The 21,118-nt window shown below is 33.6% G+C and carries 13 protein-coding genes; 10 read left to right on the top strand and 3 right to left on the bottom strand.

Annotation, left to right across the window (positions count from 1 at the left end; genetic code table 11):
* Positions 1-1,360: Kelch repeat-containing protein (locus tag K292_RS18030; protein ID WP_156900516.1), on the top strand; the 1,360-nt coding region annotated here is incomplete at its 5' end.
* A 100-nt stretch (positions 1,361-1,460) separates the two neighbouring features.
* Here K292_RS18030 and K292_RS0112035 read toward each other — a convergent pair.
* Entirely contained in the window at positions 1,461-1,865 is a 405-nt protein-coding gene (locus K292_RS0112035; RefSeq protein WP_027399710.1) for a hypothetical protein, read from the bottom strand.
* Positions 1,866-2,335: 470 nt separating this feature from the next.
* Here K292_RS0112035 and K292_RS17095 point away from each other — a divergent pair, with 470 nt between their 5' ends.
* The 6 genes from K292_RS17095 to K292_RS0112065 all read left to right on the top strand — a co-directional run bounded on the left by K292_RS17095 (position 2,336) and on the right by K292_RS0112065 (position 12,429).
* A complete protein-coding gene (locus K292_RS17095; RefSeq protein WP_037373180.1) occupies positions 2,336-3,580 on the top strand; it encodes a recombinase family protein in 1,245 nt (414 codons plus the stop codon).
* 231 nt (positions 3,581-3,811) lie between these two features.
* Positions 3,812-4,669, top strand: a complete 858-nt coding sequence (locus K292_RS0112045) for a retron St85 family effector protein (protein ID WP_156900538.1) — start codon at positions 3,812-3,814, stop codon at positions 4,667-4,669.
* 191 nt (positions 4,670-4,860) lie between these two features.
* Complete coding sequence (locus K292_RS0112050) at positions 4,861-5,964, top strand: retron St85 family RNA-directed DNA polymerase (RefSeq protein WP_027400035.1); 1,104 nt, start codon at positions 4,861-4,863, stop codon at positions 5,962-5,964.
* Positions 5,965-6,821: 857 nt separating this feature from the next.
* Positions 6,822-8,828, top strand: a complete 2,007-nt coding sequence (locus tag K292_RS0112055) for a sensor histidine kinase (RefSeq protein WP_027400036.1) — start codon at positions 6,822-6,824, stop codon at positions 8,826-8,828.
* Positions 8,828-9,523, top strand: a complete 696-nt coding sequence (locus K292_RS0112060) for a response regulator transcription factor (RefSeq protein WP_027400037.1) — start codon at positions 8,828-8,830, stop codon at positions 9,521-9,523. The genes K292_RS0112055 and K292_RS0112060 overlap by 1 nt, the downstream gene beginning before the upstream one ends.
* 227 nt (positions 9,524-9,750) lie before the next feature.
* On the top strand, positions 9,751-12,429 hold the full coding sequence (locus K292_RS0112065; RefSeq protein ID WP_027400038.1) for an S-layer homology domain-containing protein: 2,679 nt from the start codon (positions 9,751-9,753) through the stop codon (positions 12,427-12,429).
* 482 nt (positions 12,430-12,911) lie between these two features.
* Here K292_RS0112065 and K292_RS0112070 read toward each other — a convergent pair whose 3' ends face one another.
* Together K292_RS0112070 and K292_RS0112075 are read right to left on the bottom strand one after the other, a co-directional pair.
* Complete coding sequence (locus K292_RS0112070) at positions 12,912-14,273, bottom strand: ATP-binding protein (RefSeq protein WP_027400039.1); 1,362 nt, start codon at positions 14,271-14,273, stop codon at positions 12,912-12,914.
* A gap of 5 nt (positions 14,274-14,278) precedes the next feature.
* The gene (locus tag K292_RS0112075; RefSeq protein WP_027400040.1) at positions 14,279-15,013 is read right to left on the bottom strand and encodes a LytR/AlgR family response regulator transcription factor; all 735 of its coding nucleotides are present in this window, start codon (positions 15,011-15,013) and stop codon (positions 14,279-14,281) included.
* 352 nt (positions 15,014-15,365) lie between these two features.
* Here K292_RS0112075 and K292_RS0112080 point away from each other — a divergent pair, with 352 nt between their 5' ends.
* From K292_RS0112080 to K292_RS0112090, 3 genes are all read left to right on the top strand, one after another.
* Positions 15,366-15,764: a response regulator gene (locus K292_RS0112080; protein WP_027400041.1), complete on the top strand. Its 399-nt coding sequence runs from the start codon at positions 15,366-15,368 to the stop codon at positions 15,762-15,764.
* Between the two features lie 183 nt (positions 15,765-15,947).
* On the top strand, positions 15,948-19,814 hold the full coding sequence (locus K292_RS0112085) for a GLUG motif-containing protein (RefSeq protein ID WP_027400042.1): 3,867 nt from the start codon (positions 15,948-15,950) through the stop codon (positions 19,812-19,814).
* Positions 19,815-20,904: 1,090 nt separating this feature from the next.
* Positions 20,905-21,118, top strand: a 214-nt coding sequence (locus tag K292_RS0112090; protein ID WP_037373098.1) for a transposase, incomplete at its 3' end; no start/stop codon positions are given.

Genomic DNA, 21,118 nt, shown 5'->3' on the forward strand with positions numbered 1-21,118 from the left:
ACGATTATTAACAATTTTTTTAACTTTATGTATGGTATTAAGTATATCGGGGATAAGCGCCTGGGCGGATGGTGAAACAGGCTGGCAGGAAGAAGCATCTATGCCCACAGGAAAAAGAACTTTTGTTGTAGCAGTGGTTAATGATAATATTTATGCGATAGGTGGATATAATACGAATACTGTGGAAATTTATGATACAAAAACAAATACTTGGGATATAGGAGCCCCAATTCCAGTTAAAACTAGCAGATCGGCAGGGGCGGTTATAGGTGAAAATATTTATGTTATTACACCAGGAAGTGATGAAATGCAAATTTATGATACAAAAACGAATGCATGGACAACAAAGGGAGACATTCCTATTATACAAGAATGGGTATCAGCAACATCAGTAGGTAAGAAAATCTACGTAATAAATTATGATAATCAAACTAAAAAAAATACTACAGAAATATATGATACAGTGACTGATACTTGGGAAACAGGAACTCCTATACCAACAGATAAGTATAATGGTGCAACTGTTGCAATTGGAAGCGATATATATGTAATTGGTGGTGTTATAAATGGATCCAGTACTAATAAAGTAGATATTTATGATACGAAAACAGATACTTGGTCAAATGGAACTGATATGCCTACAGCAAGATATTACCATACCGCAGCTACTTTAGGTAGTAAAATATATGTTATGGATGGTAAGCCGAGTACGGGTAAGCGATTAAATATAGTAGAAGTTTATGATGTTACAACAAATACATGGACAACAGAAGCTTCTACCCTTGAAGTAAGAGTAGAAGCTGGATCAGCGACGGTGAATGGAAAAATTTATATAATGGGAGGTTCCAATGATACAACGAATTCTTTGAGTACAATGGAATCTCTAAAAATAGGAAATAGCGTTAGTACTGATAAAAAACTATCCGTACTACTAAATACAGGTGAAACCGTTCAGCTAAGTGTAACGTTTAATTTAACAGACAACGCTAACCTAACATGGAGTTCTACAAATGAAGCTGTAGCCACAGTAGATGCTAATGGAAAAGTAACAGCAGTTGGTGAGGGACAAGCTGATATTTATGCTCAAAATGCAGATGGAACATTTAAGGAATACATACCGGTAAAAGTAGTGGAGGGTACTGCAGACGAAATGCGTTTGGCAGTTCATTTAAAATTAGGAGATAACTCTAATCTATATTTAGCTGATGATCCCAGTTTAGTAACTTGGAGTTCAATGGACGAAAGCGTAGCCACAGTATCAGCAAGCGGAGAAGTGACAGCAGTAAAAAAAGGGCTTGCTATAATTAAAGGTGAATTAGAAGGACAAAGTTATCAGATTTATGTTAGAGTGAATGGATAGTTTAAAGCATATGGTATTAAGTATGTTTGATAAATAAACTAATTAATCTGACCAGTATAACTTGGTCAGATTTTTGATTTACAAACAAATTCTTATTGGATTATTCATTAAAACCATTTTTTTGAAAATATAAAAAACTTTTAACCGATTTAGATGCGGTAAGGATAATAGCAGATATTATAAAAACTACACTCATAATCAAGAAATAAATTTCAAATAAATATAATTTACTTGAGGTTATAATTACTAAACCAAAGAATCCTCCAATAAGTAGAAGTATCACCATAAGATTTTTAGCCCATATATGACCTTTGTATAGGAAAAATAATATTATACTTTCTAAGCCTAACCTGATAGTTGCTTGTATTAAATGACTAATTACTTGATTCATAGAACCATTAATAGCATAAATATATGTGCTACCCGGTATCGTGATAATATCAATTATTATTAGGGCTATAATTATGCCAATGACAATTTTTTTGCCTTTTTTAATTAACTCCATTTATTTACCTTCCATATACATAATTTTACTATTTACCATCTTATCATAAATTATAAAAAGAATAAACCGTTTGCATTCCACACATATATAATTTAATATCTAAAAGAGAGAAAAAGGGGAAGCAACCTGCTTTCTAAAAAACAGCCGGCATAGTGTTCGGCTGTTTGCATGAGTAGGTGTACATTGTACACCTGATGTACACCAAGGTTAAGTTATCATATTTAATTCGTAGTAACTTTAAATTATAATTTATAGATTTAATTTCATATAAGTGTTAAAATTTCAGGTGTTATAAGTTATTATATAGTATTGTAGAGAAAACATTTTAATTTTGTTATTATATACGATGCATTGTGAGGTTGTAACCCTGTTGCAACGAGCTGATAAGTAAAATAAAATAAAAATAGCGAAAGCCGTGAGTAAAATTGCTCACGGCTTTTTTGTACACAAATTCGAGAAAAGAGATTGGTATGAAAAAACTTAGAAGAATAGAACCTACCAAAGAAGAAAAGAAAAAGTTGAAGGTTGCTGCGTACTGCAGGGTTAGCACAAAATTTGAAAGCCAACAAAGTAGCATTGATTTACAAATATCTAATTATAAAACTGTCATACAAAGCAATCCTCAGTGGGAATATGCAGGTGTTTATTTTGATTATGGTAGTGGACTTCGCCAAAAAGGTCGTTCCAACTTAGAGAAAATGATAAATAAGGCTTGTGCTGGTGAGATTGATTACATTCTTACTAAATCTCTCAGTCGATTATCTAGGAATATATTAGATACATTAATCATCATAAGAAAATTAAAAGAAAGGGGGATTAATATGTATTTTGAAAATGAAAATCGGAACTCAATCGAAGATGAAGCAGAATTTGCAATCACTCTTAGCGGTGTTTTAGCTCAAGAAGAAAGCAGAAATCTAAGTGAAAATATTCAATGGGGCTATCAAAGGAAGTTTGGAAACGGAGATATATTTACGAAGTATAAAACCTTTATGGGTTATAAATGTGAAGACGGCAACTTAGTTATTGTATCTGAGCAAGCAGAAGTAGTGAAAACAATATTTATGTTATATTTAGATGGAATGACATTACAGCAGATAAAAGAGCAGTTAGAAAGTCAGCAAATCAAAACTGCTACAGGTAAAGATGTTTGGGCAACGTATGTTATCCAGAAGATGCTCAAAAATGAAAAGTATAAAGGTTGTACCATGTTTCAGAAAACTTTTACTGAGGATTATCTTACTGGAAAAAGAAAAGTGAATCATGGTGAGAGGGCAAAATATTATGTAGAAGATACGCACCCTGCTATTGTATCAAAAGATGTATTTAATAGAGTGCAAGAAGAAATGAAACGTCGTGAAAGAATTGTGCGTAACGATGATGGAAGTATAGAAGCGTCTAAGAGCAAATTTAATAGCAAGTACATTCTAGGCAATTTATTTGTATGTAGAGACTGTGGTGCATCCTATCGTAGAAGAACGGAACGCGGCAAAGTGTTATGGAGATGTGCCACTAGAATTGAAAAGGGCAAAGACGAGTGCACTCTATCCCCTACGATAAATGAAGAATGGTTAAAAGAAAAACTTTCAGCACTAATTTGCGAGGGTACTTACGATGAAAGTGTAGTAAAGAACAAGGTGGATAGAATTGAAGTTTGTGATAGGTATATTATAGTCAAAAGATATAATGGAGCAAATATAAAGGTTTGTTTATAGTGCAAAACGAAACTAAAAATACAGTGCCATTTGGAAACTATGAATTAAAATATATAGGAGATATGGAATGGAGATTAGGTTTTATTCGAGGATTGTGGTAACGGAGATGATGGAGGTATAGTGTATAATACTCATATTGCAAAATTAATTATTACAGATAAAATATAGCAAATTAAAATTGAATATTTAAGAAAATTATGGTATAATATGTAAAAGAAAGTTGGTGAAGTTGTGGAGGTAATTGTCCAAGAAATATACGAAAAAGTTTTTATGAATTTAAAACATAGTAATTTAGATATTTTTTTATGTGGAGGGGCAAGCACCAAAACAAAAAAATCTTATAGAGACAAACTTAGAGAAATATTAGATAACAAAGAGGATTTATCAATTTTATACCCTGAAGATATGTTTATGGAAATTCTCAATCGAAAAAAATCTGATTTACTGACTTTAGAAAAATTTTTAGCTAATAACAGTGATGTTCTCATTATTGTATGTGAAAGTCCTGGGTCTTTTGTGGAGCTTGGCGCATTTGTTAATAATAGTGAAACCTTCCCAAAAGTTGTAGTATTATTGAATTTTAAATACAAAAATGTAAAAAGTTTTATACGGCAAGGTCCTGTTGAATATGTGCGTAAAAATAATAAGAATAATATTATTTTTTATAATACTGATATTGATGCTACTATTAAAGAGTTAGATAAATGCATTGACAGAAAGTTTGGAAGTACTTGGTATAGAAAGAAAAATGCAAAAACAAAAGATTTACATTTAATTTCAGGGCAATACAATTTCATAATAATATTATTGTTTTTTTTACAGGAATTAGATATTAAATCTGTAGTATCAAATATAAAAAAGCTATATGAAAACAAAGGGTATATTATTGACGATTTTGAGTTTACATACACCTCAGCTGTAAGAAGATTATTCAAAGATGGTTTCATAAAAAAAGAAAATGGTAATTACTCACTTACTGAAAAAGGTTATTTTTATTCATATAAATTATTATCCGAAGTAAACTTAAAAAATCGCAGTCATATATTTGACAGCATACGCATAAGCGTATTACATAAGTTATATTATTAGCACCACTTTTCTTAGAACGTTATAGGAACATACTAGTTGGTAGTACATACCTATTTACGGGAAATGATTCGTTTCCCTAAGCTACTTAGCAAATGCGGAATTGCTCCAAAATCATGAGCAATTCCACGACAGTGAAATTGCTCCCAATTTTGGAGACAAAACACTAATGGTAAGAAAGTGGTGCTAATTTTATGAAAAAATATATTAATAAAACTGTGTTAGATTCGTTAAACTTACCAATTCTAACTAGTTTTCAAGATTTGGTTGAACAGTTGCGCCTTACTGACAAAAAAGTATATTGGGCAAGCTCAAATCATATCATAGATAAATATAACACATTCTATATTAAAAAAAGTAATGGCAACAAGCGTCGTATTGATGAGCCCAAGTATTCTTTAAAAATCATACAAAGATGGGTATTGGAAAATATTTTATATAAAATAAAGGTATCTCCTTATTCGTATGGATTTAAATATACAGAGGGTTCACCTTTAGTTGCCTGTAGTAATAAACATAGATTAAATTTATTTGTATTAAAAATGGATTTAAAGGATTTCTATCCATCGATCTCTAAAGAAAAAGTTTACTTTCAATTTTTGAACATAGGATACAATACTAAAGTTTCAAATCTTCTGACTAACATTTGCACTTACAACAATTCTTTACCTCAAGGTGCGGTAACCTCGGCGTATTTAGCTAATATTGTTTGTAGAAAGATGGATTATCGTATAGCAGGATATTGTAATAAACGGGAGATTGCCTATACTCGATATGCGGATGACCTTATCTTTTCAAGTGATAATAGAGAACTTCTACACAATACTTATGGAATGATTGAAAAAATAATTACAGATGAGGGTTTTACATTAAATAAAGACAAAACAACGTTTATGTCACCTAAAAACCATAAGAAGGTTTTAGGCATCACAATTAATGATAATCAAGTTAAAGCTCCAAAAAAATTAAAACGAGAAGTTAGAGCAAAGATTCATTATCAAATAGCTACATGTGATTACTCTGAACAAATGAAAACTAAGGGTTATATTTCTTACATTAATTCTATTGAGCCTAATTATAAGGAAAAAGTAACAAAATATATTACTGGTCTTTCAAAATCTCCACTATGTCTTTTTCCTAATGTGGTAAAAGCATATAATGATAATAAATACTTTTCTGAATTACCAAACATGATATTAAAATCTTATGGTGATTTTGTGCAACCCTCTTTGATTGAAGAATTTGAAGAACATATTAATAGCGAGTATCTTAAATATTTAAGTGAACACTCAAAATAACTAATTAATTGGATCTTGAAATTGTTGATAACAACAAATGATATGGAAAGGAAGTTGCCATCAAGGAACCACCAGCTATCTACGACATCATTATTGTCTATTCAAGGCATACGGAGGTAGTTTGTTTGTTGAAACGTAGCAAAAGTATTGAGAAATTTGAATATGAGCACAATGTTTTTTGATTTTTAAGGAAAAATAGGGGCAAAAATCGGACGGTTTTTGCCCCTTTAAAATGGGCGGAAATATGGATGGTATAGATGTAAAATGAAAATTATTATTACATATGGATCAACCAAATACAAGGCACCGGGTTTTTAAGCGCTTACAAAATTGGTAACGGTAGATTGACAGGATATGTTGTGAAGTAAAACATAGCACACTTTATATACCATATATTGGCATAAAGCTTTTTGAAATATTCCCTACTATCACGCATGTGGAGTGGAGAAGATAAACAGTTGAAAAATAAGGAGTTTGGGGGGAATTAGGCATAGTCGGAATTACGGAAACCCGTTAGTAGATAAAATAAATGACAAAATGTGTTTCAAAGAAATAAAATAGAATACAACCACATATATTGTGTGTTTTTAAGAAAAAATGAGGCAAATACCGAGCTAAAAATGGCGGTTTTTGCCTTTTTAAAATGGCCGAAATATAGATTACAAAGGGTGTTTAGAAGTAAAAATGTAATATATTAAAAATAAAACGTTGTTAATGAATAGATAACTTCATTACTTTTCCAATAAAATTTGATATAATTAATTAGTAAAATTTTGGGGATGAAAAATGGAGTCGAAAATAACGGTTTTCACCACTGAAAAATGGTGAAAATATAGATGACATGAGGTCTGAATTAAATGAAAACACTAAAAGCAATTACTCTATTAGCTATTTTTATAGGTGCAACCATATCAATCTATTTTGTGTTTAATATGTTTATTGAGAAAAACTTTCAAGGACAAGATGGCGTATTAGATATCCAGAGGATTGAAAAACAGGAGGTCATTAATGTGAATGGTGAGTTCTTAGTGGTTGATGGAATATTAACACCCGAAAAAATGTCTGCATACGTAAAAAACGAGCAGACTTTGGAAGCAAAGGTAAAACGATTGACATATAACGAGATACGTCAATATAATTTCTCCCAAGATTCTATAACGGCTTATATGAAAATACGAGGAGATTTATCTCACATTAATGGCCTTATAATTGAAGAAATTTATAGTGCTGCAAACGTCTTTGTTAATGGGACGTTAGTGGCTTCATCAGGAAATATTTCTGAGGAAGGGCATAGTATTTTGATGGCGAAAGAAAGTAAACTGGTTCAATTAAAAGAAGCAAAAGAATTTGAAATCGTTATGCAAATAAGTAATCCGGAACATATAGGTGGGCAATTAGAAAAACATCTATTTATTGGTGATTACAATGCTTTATTTAAACTTTGGAATTATAGATTATTATTCAAAAGTGTTCATAGTATTTTTTATTGTACTATGGGGCTTGTACTCTTGGGATTATTTATTCGTAACCAGAAACATTTGTTTTTACTTACACTTGGGATAGCGGGAATATTAAATGGTTATATTATCTTAACGTATTTTGAACCGTTTACTATATTTACACCTCGTGGAAGTATATATATAATCAACTCATATTTACAAGCTTTTCCCACGTTGGTAACTCAATTTTTAAGTGCCCTATCTATTATTTTATATATTAAAAAAGGTAAAGTATATGAATATCTAGAAAGGTTTGTACCAATTACTTTATTGCTTCTTATTTTGGGAATTATCTATGTTATCTTTGCACAACAATCGGCAGATGAATTTTATTTAGTGCTCTTATTTGCAGTGATGACATTTATGCTCTATGCTTTGATTCTCTTAGGTAAGACATACTTATTGGGAGAGCAAAAAGAAGCCTACTTGTATATTGCTTTTATGACCTATATTTTATCTTATGGATTGTTGATAAGTATTTCATTATCCAACTACAGTTTCGGCATATTATCTCAATATCCGATTTTATTGATGACTGGTCAATTTGCTTTTTATTTGATGATGTCCTATTTTATTATTACAGATTTTTCAAGGCAATTTTACTTAACAGAAATCAATGAAAACTATCTGGAGGAAGTTGTTCAAGAGAAGACGAAACAGTTGACAGAATCACTAAGATTACTTGAGAAAGAGGATGCATCAAGACGTCAATTATTATCCGATATATCTCATGATTTACGTTCACCGATAACGGTTGTCAAAGGTTATATAGAGCTTATCAATGCCGGAAAAATAGAGAAAGATCGGCAAGAACATTACATGGATATTATTTTAAAGAAGGTTAATTATATTGGTGATTTAGTGGAAAATATACTGTATTTAGCAAGGGTAGAACAGGGAAAGTCAACGGCAAAGGATATTGAAGCGTTGGATTTGATTATAAGTGAAGTGGTTGATACGTGTCAATATCATTCCCATAAAATTCAATGCGAACTTACTGAAAATATGCAACTTGAATGTGATTATGGACAAATCAAACGACTTTTTGTTAACTTAATTGACAATGCGATAGACTATAGTCCTGAAGGTTCAACGGTTTATATCCGTGGAAAAATAGAGGATAGTAGGTATCTTATAGAAATACAAGATAAAGGGATTGGTATTGACAATAAATACCTTGAGCAGATATTTAATCGCTTTGTGCGTGTTGATGCAACACGAAATAATGATTCAAAGCACTTTGGTTTGGGACTGGCAATTGTAAAATCCATTGTCGCAGGCCATGGCGGAACTATTCAATGTGAAAGTGTGGTGGGGGAGGGAACAACCTTCACAATATGCTTTCCGATGAAAAGAGGTGAATGATGAAAATAGTCATTGTAGATGATGATAAGGATATCGGTGAAATTCTTGAAATTGCTTTACAGGATGATGGGTATGATTCAGTAGCTTTTAGCGACAGCGAAGAAGCCATGGCATATTTATATCAAAATGAGTATGATATGGTTATTCTTGATATTATGATGCCAAGTTTAACCGGATATGATCTTTGCGATCGCATCCGTAAAATAAATGATGTTCCTATAATATTTATCACATGTTTAGACGATGATGAAAGCCTGACCAAGGCATTGGAACTTGGAGGAGATGATTACATTCGAAAACCCTTTAGTATTAATGAAGTGATGGCTCGTATAGGTGCTCACTTGCGTAGATATAAAATTAATTCAGAAAAACAAAGTGATTCATTTATGCGCAAACTAGGACCATATGCTTACAATGCCAAAGAGCGGACTGTAGAATACCAAAATGATAATGGCAAAGATAATAGAATCATTCGACTATCCCCATTACAAAATGATATTTTATGCTTTTTTGTAGATCATCCAAATGAAATACTGACATATAAAATGTTATATGAAGCAATCTGGAAAGAAGAGTACATTAATGATAAAGGGACAATCATGGTTCGGGTAAGCAGTATAAGAAGTAAACTGCCAAAGCTGGATATTGAGTCGATTCGAGGGCAGGGATATCGTATGATCATGAGTGAGCTATAACAAACAATAGAAAATAAAGTAACATCTTAGATATTTAAAACGTTGTATCTGCAATTAGCACAGAGGCAACGTTTTTTTATTGATGAATTCTAACAATTTGATAAGAAAAGTTATTAGTGGCATACATCGTGCTATTATCGAAATATAAATACGTCTTTTCATCAAATTATGCTAATTATATAAAGGCGAGCTATTCAGAAATATTTAAAGAAAAGGAGTGACGAATTTTGAAAAAAATAATCTCAGTTATATTAGCAATTATACTATTCTTTGGATTCTCCGGGGGGCAATTTAATCATGTTTATGCTGATCAGCTTGTCTATATCACCGGTGGTGCCAATTTCACATCTGCAACTTTACTAACAGACCAAAGTTCACATTTAACACTGATTCCAACAGAAGACTGGTCAATGGGGTGGGAGCTGTGGCATAACGATTACCCATATTTTAAATTTATTCCGACAGAATCAGGGGAATACACCCTTACGGTGACTGGATACGGCGAATCCGGTAGTTCAACATTTGGATTTCAGGTTAGTGATAATGACGGTAATTCATACTTAGACAATGATTCCACTAATATGAATTATGATTCTTCAAATCAAAGAAAAATTACAGTGCAGGCAGGCATAGCGTATTATATAAATATTGACATATCCACAAAAGAAACAACCTATTATGAGGTGGGATTTGATAAGCCGCTGCAATCTAAAGAAGGAGAAGATCAAACATCAGTACTCACCATTGACCCGATTGATGATATTACGGTAAATAGTTTAGAAGCGAATTTGCCCAGAGCCACAGTTCGAGATGAAAATGGAGATCTTGTTACTGGGAAGACGTTAAAATATACTAGTGAAGAACTAAGTGAATATGGCGCCAGAATAAGTAGCTCGGATCGATATATTGAATTAGGCAGCAGTACACCAAACGGCACTTATACAGTAACGGTTTCTTTGGCAGATGATTCCGCTAAACCAATCACATTTGATCTTATTTTAAGTAAACCATATATTGCATTAAATCCTGAATCAGTAGATCTGGTAAAAGGAAAAGATACTGATTTCTTTGTTGAATTTCCTGCGGTGGCTGTTTATGACAGTGAGGGTAACCTAATGGCTGATGTTGTATGTGAGATCATAGGCGGCGATTTTGAAGCTTTAGGTGCTTATATTATAGAAGAAGATGATGATGAAGGAGATGGCGAAGAAGCCGGATTTCAATTAAGCAAGGAGATACCGTTAGGAACTTATCGTTTATTTTATGGCTTACGGAGCGAAAGAATGATGGAATTAAGTGATAGCAAAAGAATGCCGGATTTAATCAGTGAATATAAAATTATTGTACGCAATCCAAAAATTAGCTATGTCGCAGGAACAGGTGGAAGTATAACAGGTGAAACTTCACAAACGGTTGAGCCTGGTGCAAACGGAACTGCGGTAACAGCAGTGGCTAACGATGGATATACTTTCTCCCAGTGGAGCGATGGTGTTATAACAGCCTCTAGGGCGGATGAAAATGTAATAAGAGATATAAGCGTTATTGCACAGTTCATAGCAACGGTAAGTTCTTCTGGTGGACGAAGCGGTGGGGGTAGTCATTCCAATACAACGATCCCGTCAAGCCAAAAATCAGTAACTGTGATTGTCAACGGGCAACGGCAGGATGCTGGAAAAGAAACAACGATAACCGAAGATGGTAGATCCACTGTTACGGTAGAAGTAGATAACAAAGTAATTGAAAATAAAATAGACGAAGCAATCAAAAGTAATACAATGAACAATGATAATTTATTTCAGGTTCCCATTGAAGATACCAAATCAGATACTGCTAAGGTTGGGATGACAGGCGACATTGTCAAGAAGCTGGAAGAGAATAATTTTGATGTTTCTGTTAAACGGGATAATGTGGAATATGTAATTCCTGCGGAAGAATTTACAATAAGTAAAGTTGCAGAAAATCTTGGCTTAGAAGAAGAGAAACTTGCTGATATTAAAGTGGAAGTGAAAATCACTAAGCTTGATGAAAAGGTGGTTGAAAAATATAACGAAGTTGCGAAGGCAAACGGAGCAGAGCTAGTATTCCCACCTGTAGAATTTGAAATTGTAGCAAAGACTACCAAAACAGATGGCACAACGAAGGAACAGTCAATCAACAAGTTTAGCAACTATGTAGAAAGAGTCATGGAGATTCCCACAGGGGTTGACCCAAGCAAAATTACCACAGGCATTGTGTTTAATTCAGATGGAACTTATAGCCATGTGCCGACAACACTATATCAGAAGGATGGAAAGTGGTATGCAAGTTTGAATTCCTTGACAAACTCAAACTACTCAGTTGTCTGGAACACTATTATAGTGAAATCCGTGGAGAATCACTGGGCCAAGGATGCAGTCAATGATATGGCGTCAAGACTAGTAATCTTTAATGTGGATACTTTTGAGCCGAACAAGGCAATAACAAGAGCAGACTTTGCAGAGTATATTGTAAGAGCATTAGGCATCTATAGACAAGGAACGTATGAAAACAAATTTAAGGATATTAGTGCGACAGGAGATAGAACCCTTGCGATACTTATAGCAAATAAGTACGGAATCGTAACCGGGTATTCAGATGGAACCTTTAAAGGAGACAATCAGATAACAAGAGAAGAAGCCATGACCATGTATCAAAGAGCGATGAAGATTACAAAACTTACCCAAAGTGATGCAAGCCGTTACCAAAACTATACGGATTATACAAAGGTAAGCGGCTGGGCAGCAAATAATGTTAAGGAAGTACTTGGAGCACATGTCTTCAATGGAACCACAGCAACGACAATTTCACCGAAATTAAGTTTATCTTATGCGGAAGCAGCACAGGCAATAAAAAATCTTTTGGTAGAATCGAAGTTAATTAATAAATAATGATGTGAAAAGGAATGCTATGAACTGATATGCTCCCTTCTAGGAAGACAAGTGAAATAATAAAATACTTGATACTTAGACGGGAGCATTTTGTATATCTAAAATATCAGCTCAAGATAAAATCTATTATTGTAAGCAATATATAGACGAAAAAAGGGTTCAAGGGCAAATAGCAGAATTAACTAATATAAGTAAGACATCAGTTCAAAGATGGATTGTGAAATACACTATTTACTAAATGTTTTTTTACTAGCAATTTTTTCCGCCAAGGAATCACCAGATACTTATGACATCATTATTGCGTGTACAGTTAAAAAAGATAGATTACAAGTAAAGTTTTGAATTTAATGTTGGTTATTAGAGTATATTTAGAACTAAGAGAATTATTTTTAACGGCTGACTTTGTGAAATGTGAAAAAGCAGAAGTTTACTCTATGGATTTTAAGTAAAGTAAGTCAAAAAATTAAAGCGGTTGATTAATCCTAGAAAATGTCAGGATTTTTGTCAAGGTGTTCTTCATTTGACGCATACCTATTAGAAAACATAAAATTGATTGTAAACCAATCATGTGTATGGGAGCAAACCATATGTCCGTGATATTTTGAAACTATTGAAGCGATAGAACGCATACCTATACCGTGACCTTGTTTTAGAGAAATAGGCATGCCATTATTGTTAAATAAAATTTCTCCAGTAAAATAATTTTCTACAATAATCGCTAGTTTGTTATCATCATACCTTGTTGTAATGCATATTTTTCTTTGTTCTTTAGGCTGTTGGATACTGGCATTGATGGCATTTTCCAAAACATTAGCAAACAATAGAGCCATGTCATTGCTATTCCAAGGAATCTTTTGAGGAATATCAATTTCTGATATAATTTCTATGTGTTGTTTTTGAGCCTTGCTGGTATAGACCAATAGGGCAGAATTAATAACTGAATTTTTACAGAAAATAATAGGTTTTGTATTTTCAAGGTCATCATTTAGTTGATTAAGAAGTAATGAAGCAGCAGCTAGGTCTTTGCATGCTATGAGTGTAGATAGCATCTGTATGTGATGGCGAAAGTCATGGCGCAGGATTTGAAGTTTTTCATCATTTTCATGGATAGTTGAAGCCTGATGGCTGATAGCTTTCATTTGAATGTTCAAAAGCTGGTTTGTTGATTTAAGTGTGAACTTTTCTTCAAGTTGTTTAAAATCAAGATTAACACATTTCCATAATATAAAGATAGTAATGCCCATTATTATTCTCGCGATAAGCTGAACAGAGGAGCTAATCCAATTATGACTCATGGTAGTAATGACAGTGCTAAGCCAAAGCAAGTTAGGGATAAACCATACAAGATTCCAGTGGTAGTTGTATTCTGCAGAAATCTTTAAGTAGAAAGAGTCTTTAATAAAATGCCATAGAGGGTAGGCGGTAACGACAAAGAGCAGTAAAAAGAGAAAGCTTTGAGATATAATCTGTTTGTTTACAGTCAGATGAGGGGCAAAGTGACTCAGCAGAATTGCTACAAATGAATGAAGGACAAGGCAGTAGCTACCCTGCATTCCATAGACAAAGGCGTGTTGAAAAAACATATTCTTCAGAATAACACAGTTAATACATAGGTATATAACTGCCCCAAGAGGCACAGCGATTCTATATATTGAAGGAGTCAGAGAAATACGGAGTGCAATAATATAAAGAACCGTAAATTGAAAAATAAAGAAAAGTATATAACAGTTCAGCAACTGTTTTTTTTGTTTTTGTGTGAATAACTTTGAAAAAGGAATATAGCGTAAAATTAGGCCGGGTATTTGTGTTAGTGCTACTGATAAAACTGTAAAGAAAATTTCCATAATGATTACATTCCTCGCTTCTTAACAAAATATGTCATATGATTTTCAAGTACTATAGCTTTTTTCCTTCTGCTGATAGGTAATTTTTCGCCTGATTTCAGAATGAAGTCATCGTTATCAGGCCTATCGATATAGTCCATGTTGATGATAATATTTCGGTAACATTCTAAAAATCGGTTATCAGCAAGAAAAATAGGCTGGTAGTCCTTAAACTTTCCTAAAACTGTTAAATTCATATCTGTAAGATGAATATAAGTAGTACGACCAATACAGTCTATGTATACAATATTTCTATAGTGTAAATATATCTCACCACAGTCAGTAGTGACTGTAATACCAGCTTGATCCATCAAGAGTTTGCTAGCAGCATAATCTAATGCTGTATAGAAAGCAGGTAAGTGATCAGAAATAGGTTTCATAATATAACCAATAGCATGGACACTGTAGCCATCTAGCTGATGCTCGTCACTGGTTGTGAAAAATATAATATTACAGTCTTTGTCAAATGTAGCAATGCGTTTAGCTACGTCAATACCTGTTATTTTATCCATATATATATCTAAAAAAACGATTTCATATTTGCCAGGAGAATAATTTTCTAAAAAACTTTCGCCGGTTTCATACTCCTCAAAATCAGGTGCGACGTCATATAGAGTTTTTCTGTCATCAAAATACTGCGAGGCAAGTTTTTGAACCAAAGTACGTTCCTTTTTTAAATCATCAACAATCGCAATCTTCATGGTAAACCTCCTCGATTTTATAACTATATGAATGTAATTATACTATAAAAATGGTGGCTTGGCCACACCGCTATGGAACCCTATGGTTCCCTTCGGCGCTTATTTCATTCGCTGAGCACCCTCCCTTATAGGCAAAGAGGCTTTCGCCCCTCTGCACTTCCTCATTTTATATAATAGAAAAATGTTTCCTATTATATAAAATAGGGGTTCTGACTACCACTCAGTCTCCATAGAGACCGCACAGTTAAAAGCCATTGAAGACTCAGGTAAAATTTGATACTTTGGTTAAAGCAATCTATAAAGACTTTAATTTAGTATGTTAACGAAAAATGTTATGAATAGAGGGACTAGAATGAAAATAGCTATCAGTGCAAATCAGGAGGATGCAAAACTTTTGAGAAGATTGGTTCTGGATTATTGCACAGAATATAATTACTATCCTAATATTGAGCTTTTTGAAAATAGAGAAAGAATTATACAATCTATGATGAAAATAAGCTATGAAATTGTGATAGTAGCCATAGACAGAGCTAAGGGGATGGAAGCCGTAAAACATATCCACCTTCGAAATCCGAAGGCGAATATTATTTGGTTTTCGGACGATGAAGATTTTGCAGGATTTGCTTTTGAAAACGGAGTAAAGCAGTTTGCACTTCGTCCTATAAGCAAAGAAAAACTGGAGGAAGGACTTCAATGTAGTGGGATTATGCCTGAAAGATCAAACCTGTGTAGTGTACATCTAAAAGGCTAAAGTTTTAAAATACAGTCATATTACCAGAGTGATTCATAAAAAATGTGGCTTTGCTACTTCGCTTTTATAGAATAGGAAAATTTAATAATATTCCCATTTTATTATATAAAAAATAGTTTACGATAACATACTGCATGTACAATAGATGCTTAAATATATATGAAAATTACGAGGAGGAAGGTTATGAAAGTAAAAATGAGGATACATCGAAGACTGGCTATTTTAATGGGTTTATGTATGGTAATAAGCCTGATGCCTGCAATGCCTGTAATGGCAGAAACAGTGCCAGATACTTCGGTATGGAGTGGAAGCGCCGAAGGTGACTTTCCAGCAGATGGTGGTACAGAAGGAAATCCATACATTATTAAAACAGCAGAGCAGCTAGCCTATTTGGCACAGCAAGTAAAAGACGGAACAGATTATGCAGGTAAATATTTTGAACTGCAAAATGATATTGTACTAAATGAAAATGTATTAAATGGTGCAGGAGAACTAAATGCGGAGGGTACAACTTGGACACCTATGGGCAATGAGGCACATCATTTTACAGGAAACTTTAATGGTAGGGGTCATAGTATCAAAGGAATTTACATTAAAGATGGTAGCTTGAGCTATGTAGGTCTATTTGGTTATACAGATAATGCAACAATAGAAAATCTACATATTGAAGATAGTTATATATATGGAAAAAATTATGTAGGAGGAGTGGTTGGCAGAAATGATAGTGGAAGTATAAGTAATTGTAGTAATAGTGGAACTATAGACGGAGATACTAACGTAGGGGGAGTAGCAGGTTACAATATACGAGGAAGTATCAGTAACAGCAGCAATAGTGGAAAAATAAATGCGAGAGGTGCCACAGCAAATTATGCAGGAGGAATCATAGGCTGGAATAATATTAATGGAAGTATAAGTAATTGTAGCAATAGTGGAAAAATAAATGGAGCAAGGAATAATATAGGAGGAATAACAGGCGCTAATAGAGGTAGTATAAGTAATAGCAGTAATAGTGGAACTGTAAAAGGAAATGGTAATGTAGGAGGAGTAGTAGGTTACAATGAGGGTGGAAGTATAAGTAATAGCAGTAATAGTGGTACAGTAAGTGGAAGTGAAAGTATAGGAGGAGTAGTAGGTGAAAGTGGACAGTATAAAGCTCCGTCAGCTCCTCATGGAACGCCTGGAACGCCTGGAAATATCAGTAACAGCAGCAATAGCGGAGAAGTAAAAGGAAAGAAGCAAGTAGGAGGTATTGCAGGCATTAATGGCAGATCTAAGATAGTGAGCTGCCGTAATAGTGGCGCAGTAAAGCAAAAGCAAGATGGAGCAGAAGGACTCGGTCAGGTAGGAGGCATTGCGGGCGACCAAACTGGTACCACGGCAGATATAGTTATAGAAAATTGCAGCAACAGTGGCAGTATAAGTGGAGAAGGCGGAGATGAGCTAAGGATAGGAGGAATAACAGGTAGACAAAATGGAACGATACAATATTGTAGTAATAGTGGGAGTGTAAGTGGGAGTGTAAGTGGAGAAAGTTCTACGTTAGAGATAGGAGGATTAATAGGTTGGCAGGAGTCAGGAACGATACAATATTGTAGTAACAGTGACAGTATAAGTGGCACCGCTATAAGTGTAGACAAGTTATATATAGGAGAATTAATAGGGAAGCAAGATTCAGGAACAATAGATTCATGTTTTTATAAAAAACTTGATGATATAAGAATCGTTGGGAAAAAAGAGGATAAGGATGTGAGTAATTGCCATACGTTAGATATTGTTACTGACGCTATAGAGACACTTAACGGTACAGATAACCAAGAAAAATGGATTACTGATGCGAAGGGTTATCCCATGGTAGCAATTTCTCAAATGCAGCTACAATTGGAAGATGTATGTCTGGATGATGTAACTTATAAGTCTTCTGAAACAAAGAGTATAACATATAAAGTGACCAATACAGGAAATACAAAAATTAAAGACTTAATAGTCAATTTATCAGGTGCCGATTTTGAAGAAAGCAACATTAATCCAACAGGGCTTGAACCTAATGAAACAGCAGAATTTACGGTTAGCTTAAAAGCAGGCAAGGCCGTTGGTATCTATACAGCAAGCATTGATGTATCGGGTAATGTTGATGCATTGGGTGAAAGTATAGATGGAGAAACTCTCAAAACTACTGAATTAAGCTTTAGTCAAAATGTTAATAAAGCTACGTCAAAACTTTCTGAGATAGAAGCAACGGACGAAACTATTGAAGGTTTTAAGGATGGCAGCTTAACGAATGTAACAACAGAGATGGAATATATGAAATATAAAGAAGGTGAAGAGGGTACTTACACATCTATTACAGATACAGATATTACAGAAGATGAAACAATTACTGGACTTGCACCAGGCACATATAGTGTACGCTATCAAGATAGTTTCGCTGATAATTATGAGGGTGAGAATATGTCAGTTACACGAACTATTAATAAGGGTGTAGCTGCAATATATAAATTGGAATTAACGACAAATGACAGTTTTCAAGATTTGACTTATGGGTATGAAAAAGGAAATAGTGCGACCTACACCATAACCAATGCAGGAAATACAACAGTCAGTGCCTTAACAGTAAGTGCTTTAAAAGTATCTTTACCTGAAGAAGCAAAAGCTGATTTTAAAGTAAGTGATCTTAATGTATCAAAACTTGAACCTAGTGAAACAGCAACATTTACTATTACATTTCAGTCAGGAAAGCCAGCAGGTAGCTATGAAGCAAGCATTGATGTATCAGGCAAAACGCCCCCATTGGGTGATGAGATAAGTACGAATACAAGCATTACTCAAAAAGTAAATAAGGCAGCGTCAAAGTTGTCTCAGATAGGAAAAACAAATGAAACAATAAAAGGTAGTGGTGATGGCAGCTTAACGAATCTAACAACAGAAATGGAATATAAGAAATATAAAGAAGGTGAAGAGGGTACTTACACATCTATTACAGAAACAGATATTACAGAAGATGGAACACTCACTGAACTTGCACCAGGCACATATTATGTACGTTATCAGAGTAGTTTTGCTGATAATTATGAAGGTGATAATACACCAGTTGCATTAACTATTGAAGAACCAAGATATGAACTAAAATTAGAGGGAGACAGTAGTTTACCAGTTTTAACTTATGGGTATGAAAAAGGAAATAGCGTAACCTACACTGTAACCAATGCAGGAAATACCACAGACAGTGGCTTAAAAGTAGATTTATCTGGAGATGCAAAAGATGCTTTTGAAGTAGTAGCGCTAAGTGCTACGGAACTTGCACCTAATGCTACTGCAAACTTTACAGTTACATTAAAATCAGGAAAAGAAATAGGCACTTATACGGCAGAGTTAAAAGTGGAAAGTAATACAACAAGTGCCAGCCTAACAATTACTCAACAAGTTAAAAAATCCAGTGGAGGCTCTTCCAGCGGCGGTCATAGTCATAGTGGCGGCAGTACTGTAGGCCAGACAGAACCTGCAACACAGGAGGAAAACCCATCACAGAATGAAACGCCAAAGAGCCTTGAAACGGTTAAAAAGGACGGAGCAGAGAAAGCTAAAAGCTTTAAGGATGTAAAGGAAAACTCATGGTATTATGAAGGAACAGCTTATGCTTTAGGAAGCGAGTGGTTTGCAGGAACGACAAAAAACACCTTTAGTCCAAATAATTCAATGACAAGAGAAATGTTCAGAATTGTACTTGGAAGAATGGGTGCAGATGTAAATGATCTTATGGACAACGACAGACTAAAGGAAAACATTACAAGAGAGCAGCTGGCAACATTACTTTACAGAATGGCACAGGAAAAAGAGCTTGTAAAGACAGGCAGTCAGAATACCCAAAATATTTCTAATTTTACAGATTACACTCAGGTTTCTGCATGGGCTAAAGAAGCTATGGCATGGGCTAATGCACAGGATATTATAAAGGGAGATGACAAGAATATGCTTAAGCCTAAGTCAGGAGCATCTAGAGCAGAGGTTGTAGTAATACTTATGAGATTTGATACCATAATCAGAGATAATTAACGAAAAAAGTTTTAACAAAATAAGTATATTAAAATTTATCCATTTATTTAAAATTAAAAGGCTAAGCATTAGGTCAACTTAAAACCTACAGACTTAGCCTATTTTAGTGCCATTAAAGTGTAAATGTTAAACACATCATTAGTAATTTAATATTTGCACTTGTATTTATAATAAGGGAAAGTAATTGGTATAGTCAACCTGTTTTTGGTTTTTTCATCCGTCAGAAAAACTGTCAACTACCCCTTATTCTAAACATTCGATTAAGCAGGTTGAAACTCATAGATGAGCTTTAGTGTAACGAACTAAAATGTGCTAATCTATTTATAAGACCAAGGTATATTCGTAGCTGTAATTAATCCATTTAAGATGTAACAATATTGTAATTAGAGATTAAGGACTATAAAAACGGAGAATGAAGGTGTATATTAAGAACTAAAATCTTAGTAAGGCAATATAGTCATTATATGAGAATGAGAATTGAAAGTGTGCAATTCCTTACAATCTTTTGGATTATACAATGCCTGGGATTAAAGGATTGCTAAAAGGGTGGAAATAAGTAAATGGGAAAGATTATTAGAGGGTTTATGTTATAAAAAAGGGCAGAAGATTAAGATTATCAAAAAACTAGAAAATCTATTTTAATAAATTTGAAATTACTGACGTAATTTTAGAAATATGTTAAAATAAAACAAAACTAAGAAACGATACAAATCTGTTTCAATTAAGGAGAAACAATTTTATTTAAGAAACGAATTTAAGTATTTATGACATAGGAAATGTCATAAATAATAACGAGGACTAAACGTATAATGACAATAATAGTTGGCCTCTATTACCATGATATTGTAAATAAAGTCAGATAAAATGAGTTGAAAGATTGGACAATAAAGCGTTTATTATTTATGTGGGTTTTTATTCCACATATCCTATTTGAGGGGAATTATATGGATAAATTGAAAAAAATAAGAAAATCGCTTATACTCACCGGTTTCGGTCTTTTGATTTTGGAGACTGTGAAAAAAAGTCTGTAAAATATTAAAACTATATAGCTTTCTATGATAAAATCAAATTATTATAGGAGGCTATTTTTATGGCAAAGAAAAATGTGTACAAAGTTGGTCCATTGACCGAAGGGAAGAAAAACATTATTGCAAGTTTAATTGAAGAGTATGATATCGAAACAGCAGAAGATATTCAAGATGCTTTGAGAGATTTGCTTGGAGGTACTATTAAAAGTATGATGGAATCTGAAATGGATGATCATTTAGGCTATAGCAAATCAGAAAGAAGTTCTAATCCTAACT

It is taken from the genome of Anaerovorax odorimutans DSM 5092 (genome assembly GCF_000426305.1).
In the GTDB taxonomy this organism is placed as follows: Bacteria; Bacillota; Clostridia; order Peptostreptococcales; family Anaerovoracaceae; genus Anaerovorax; species Anaerovorax odorimutans.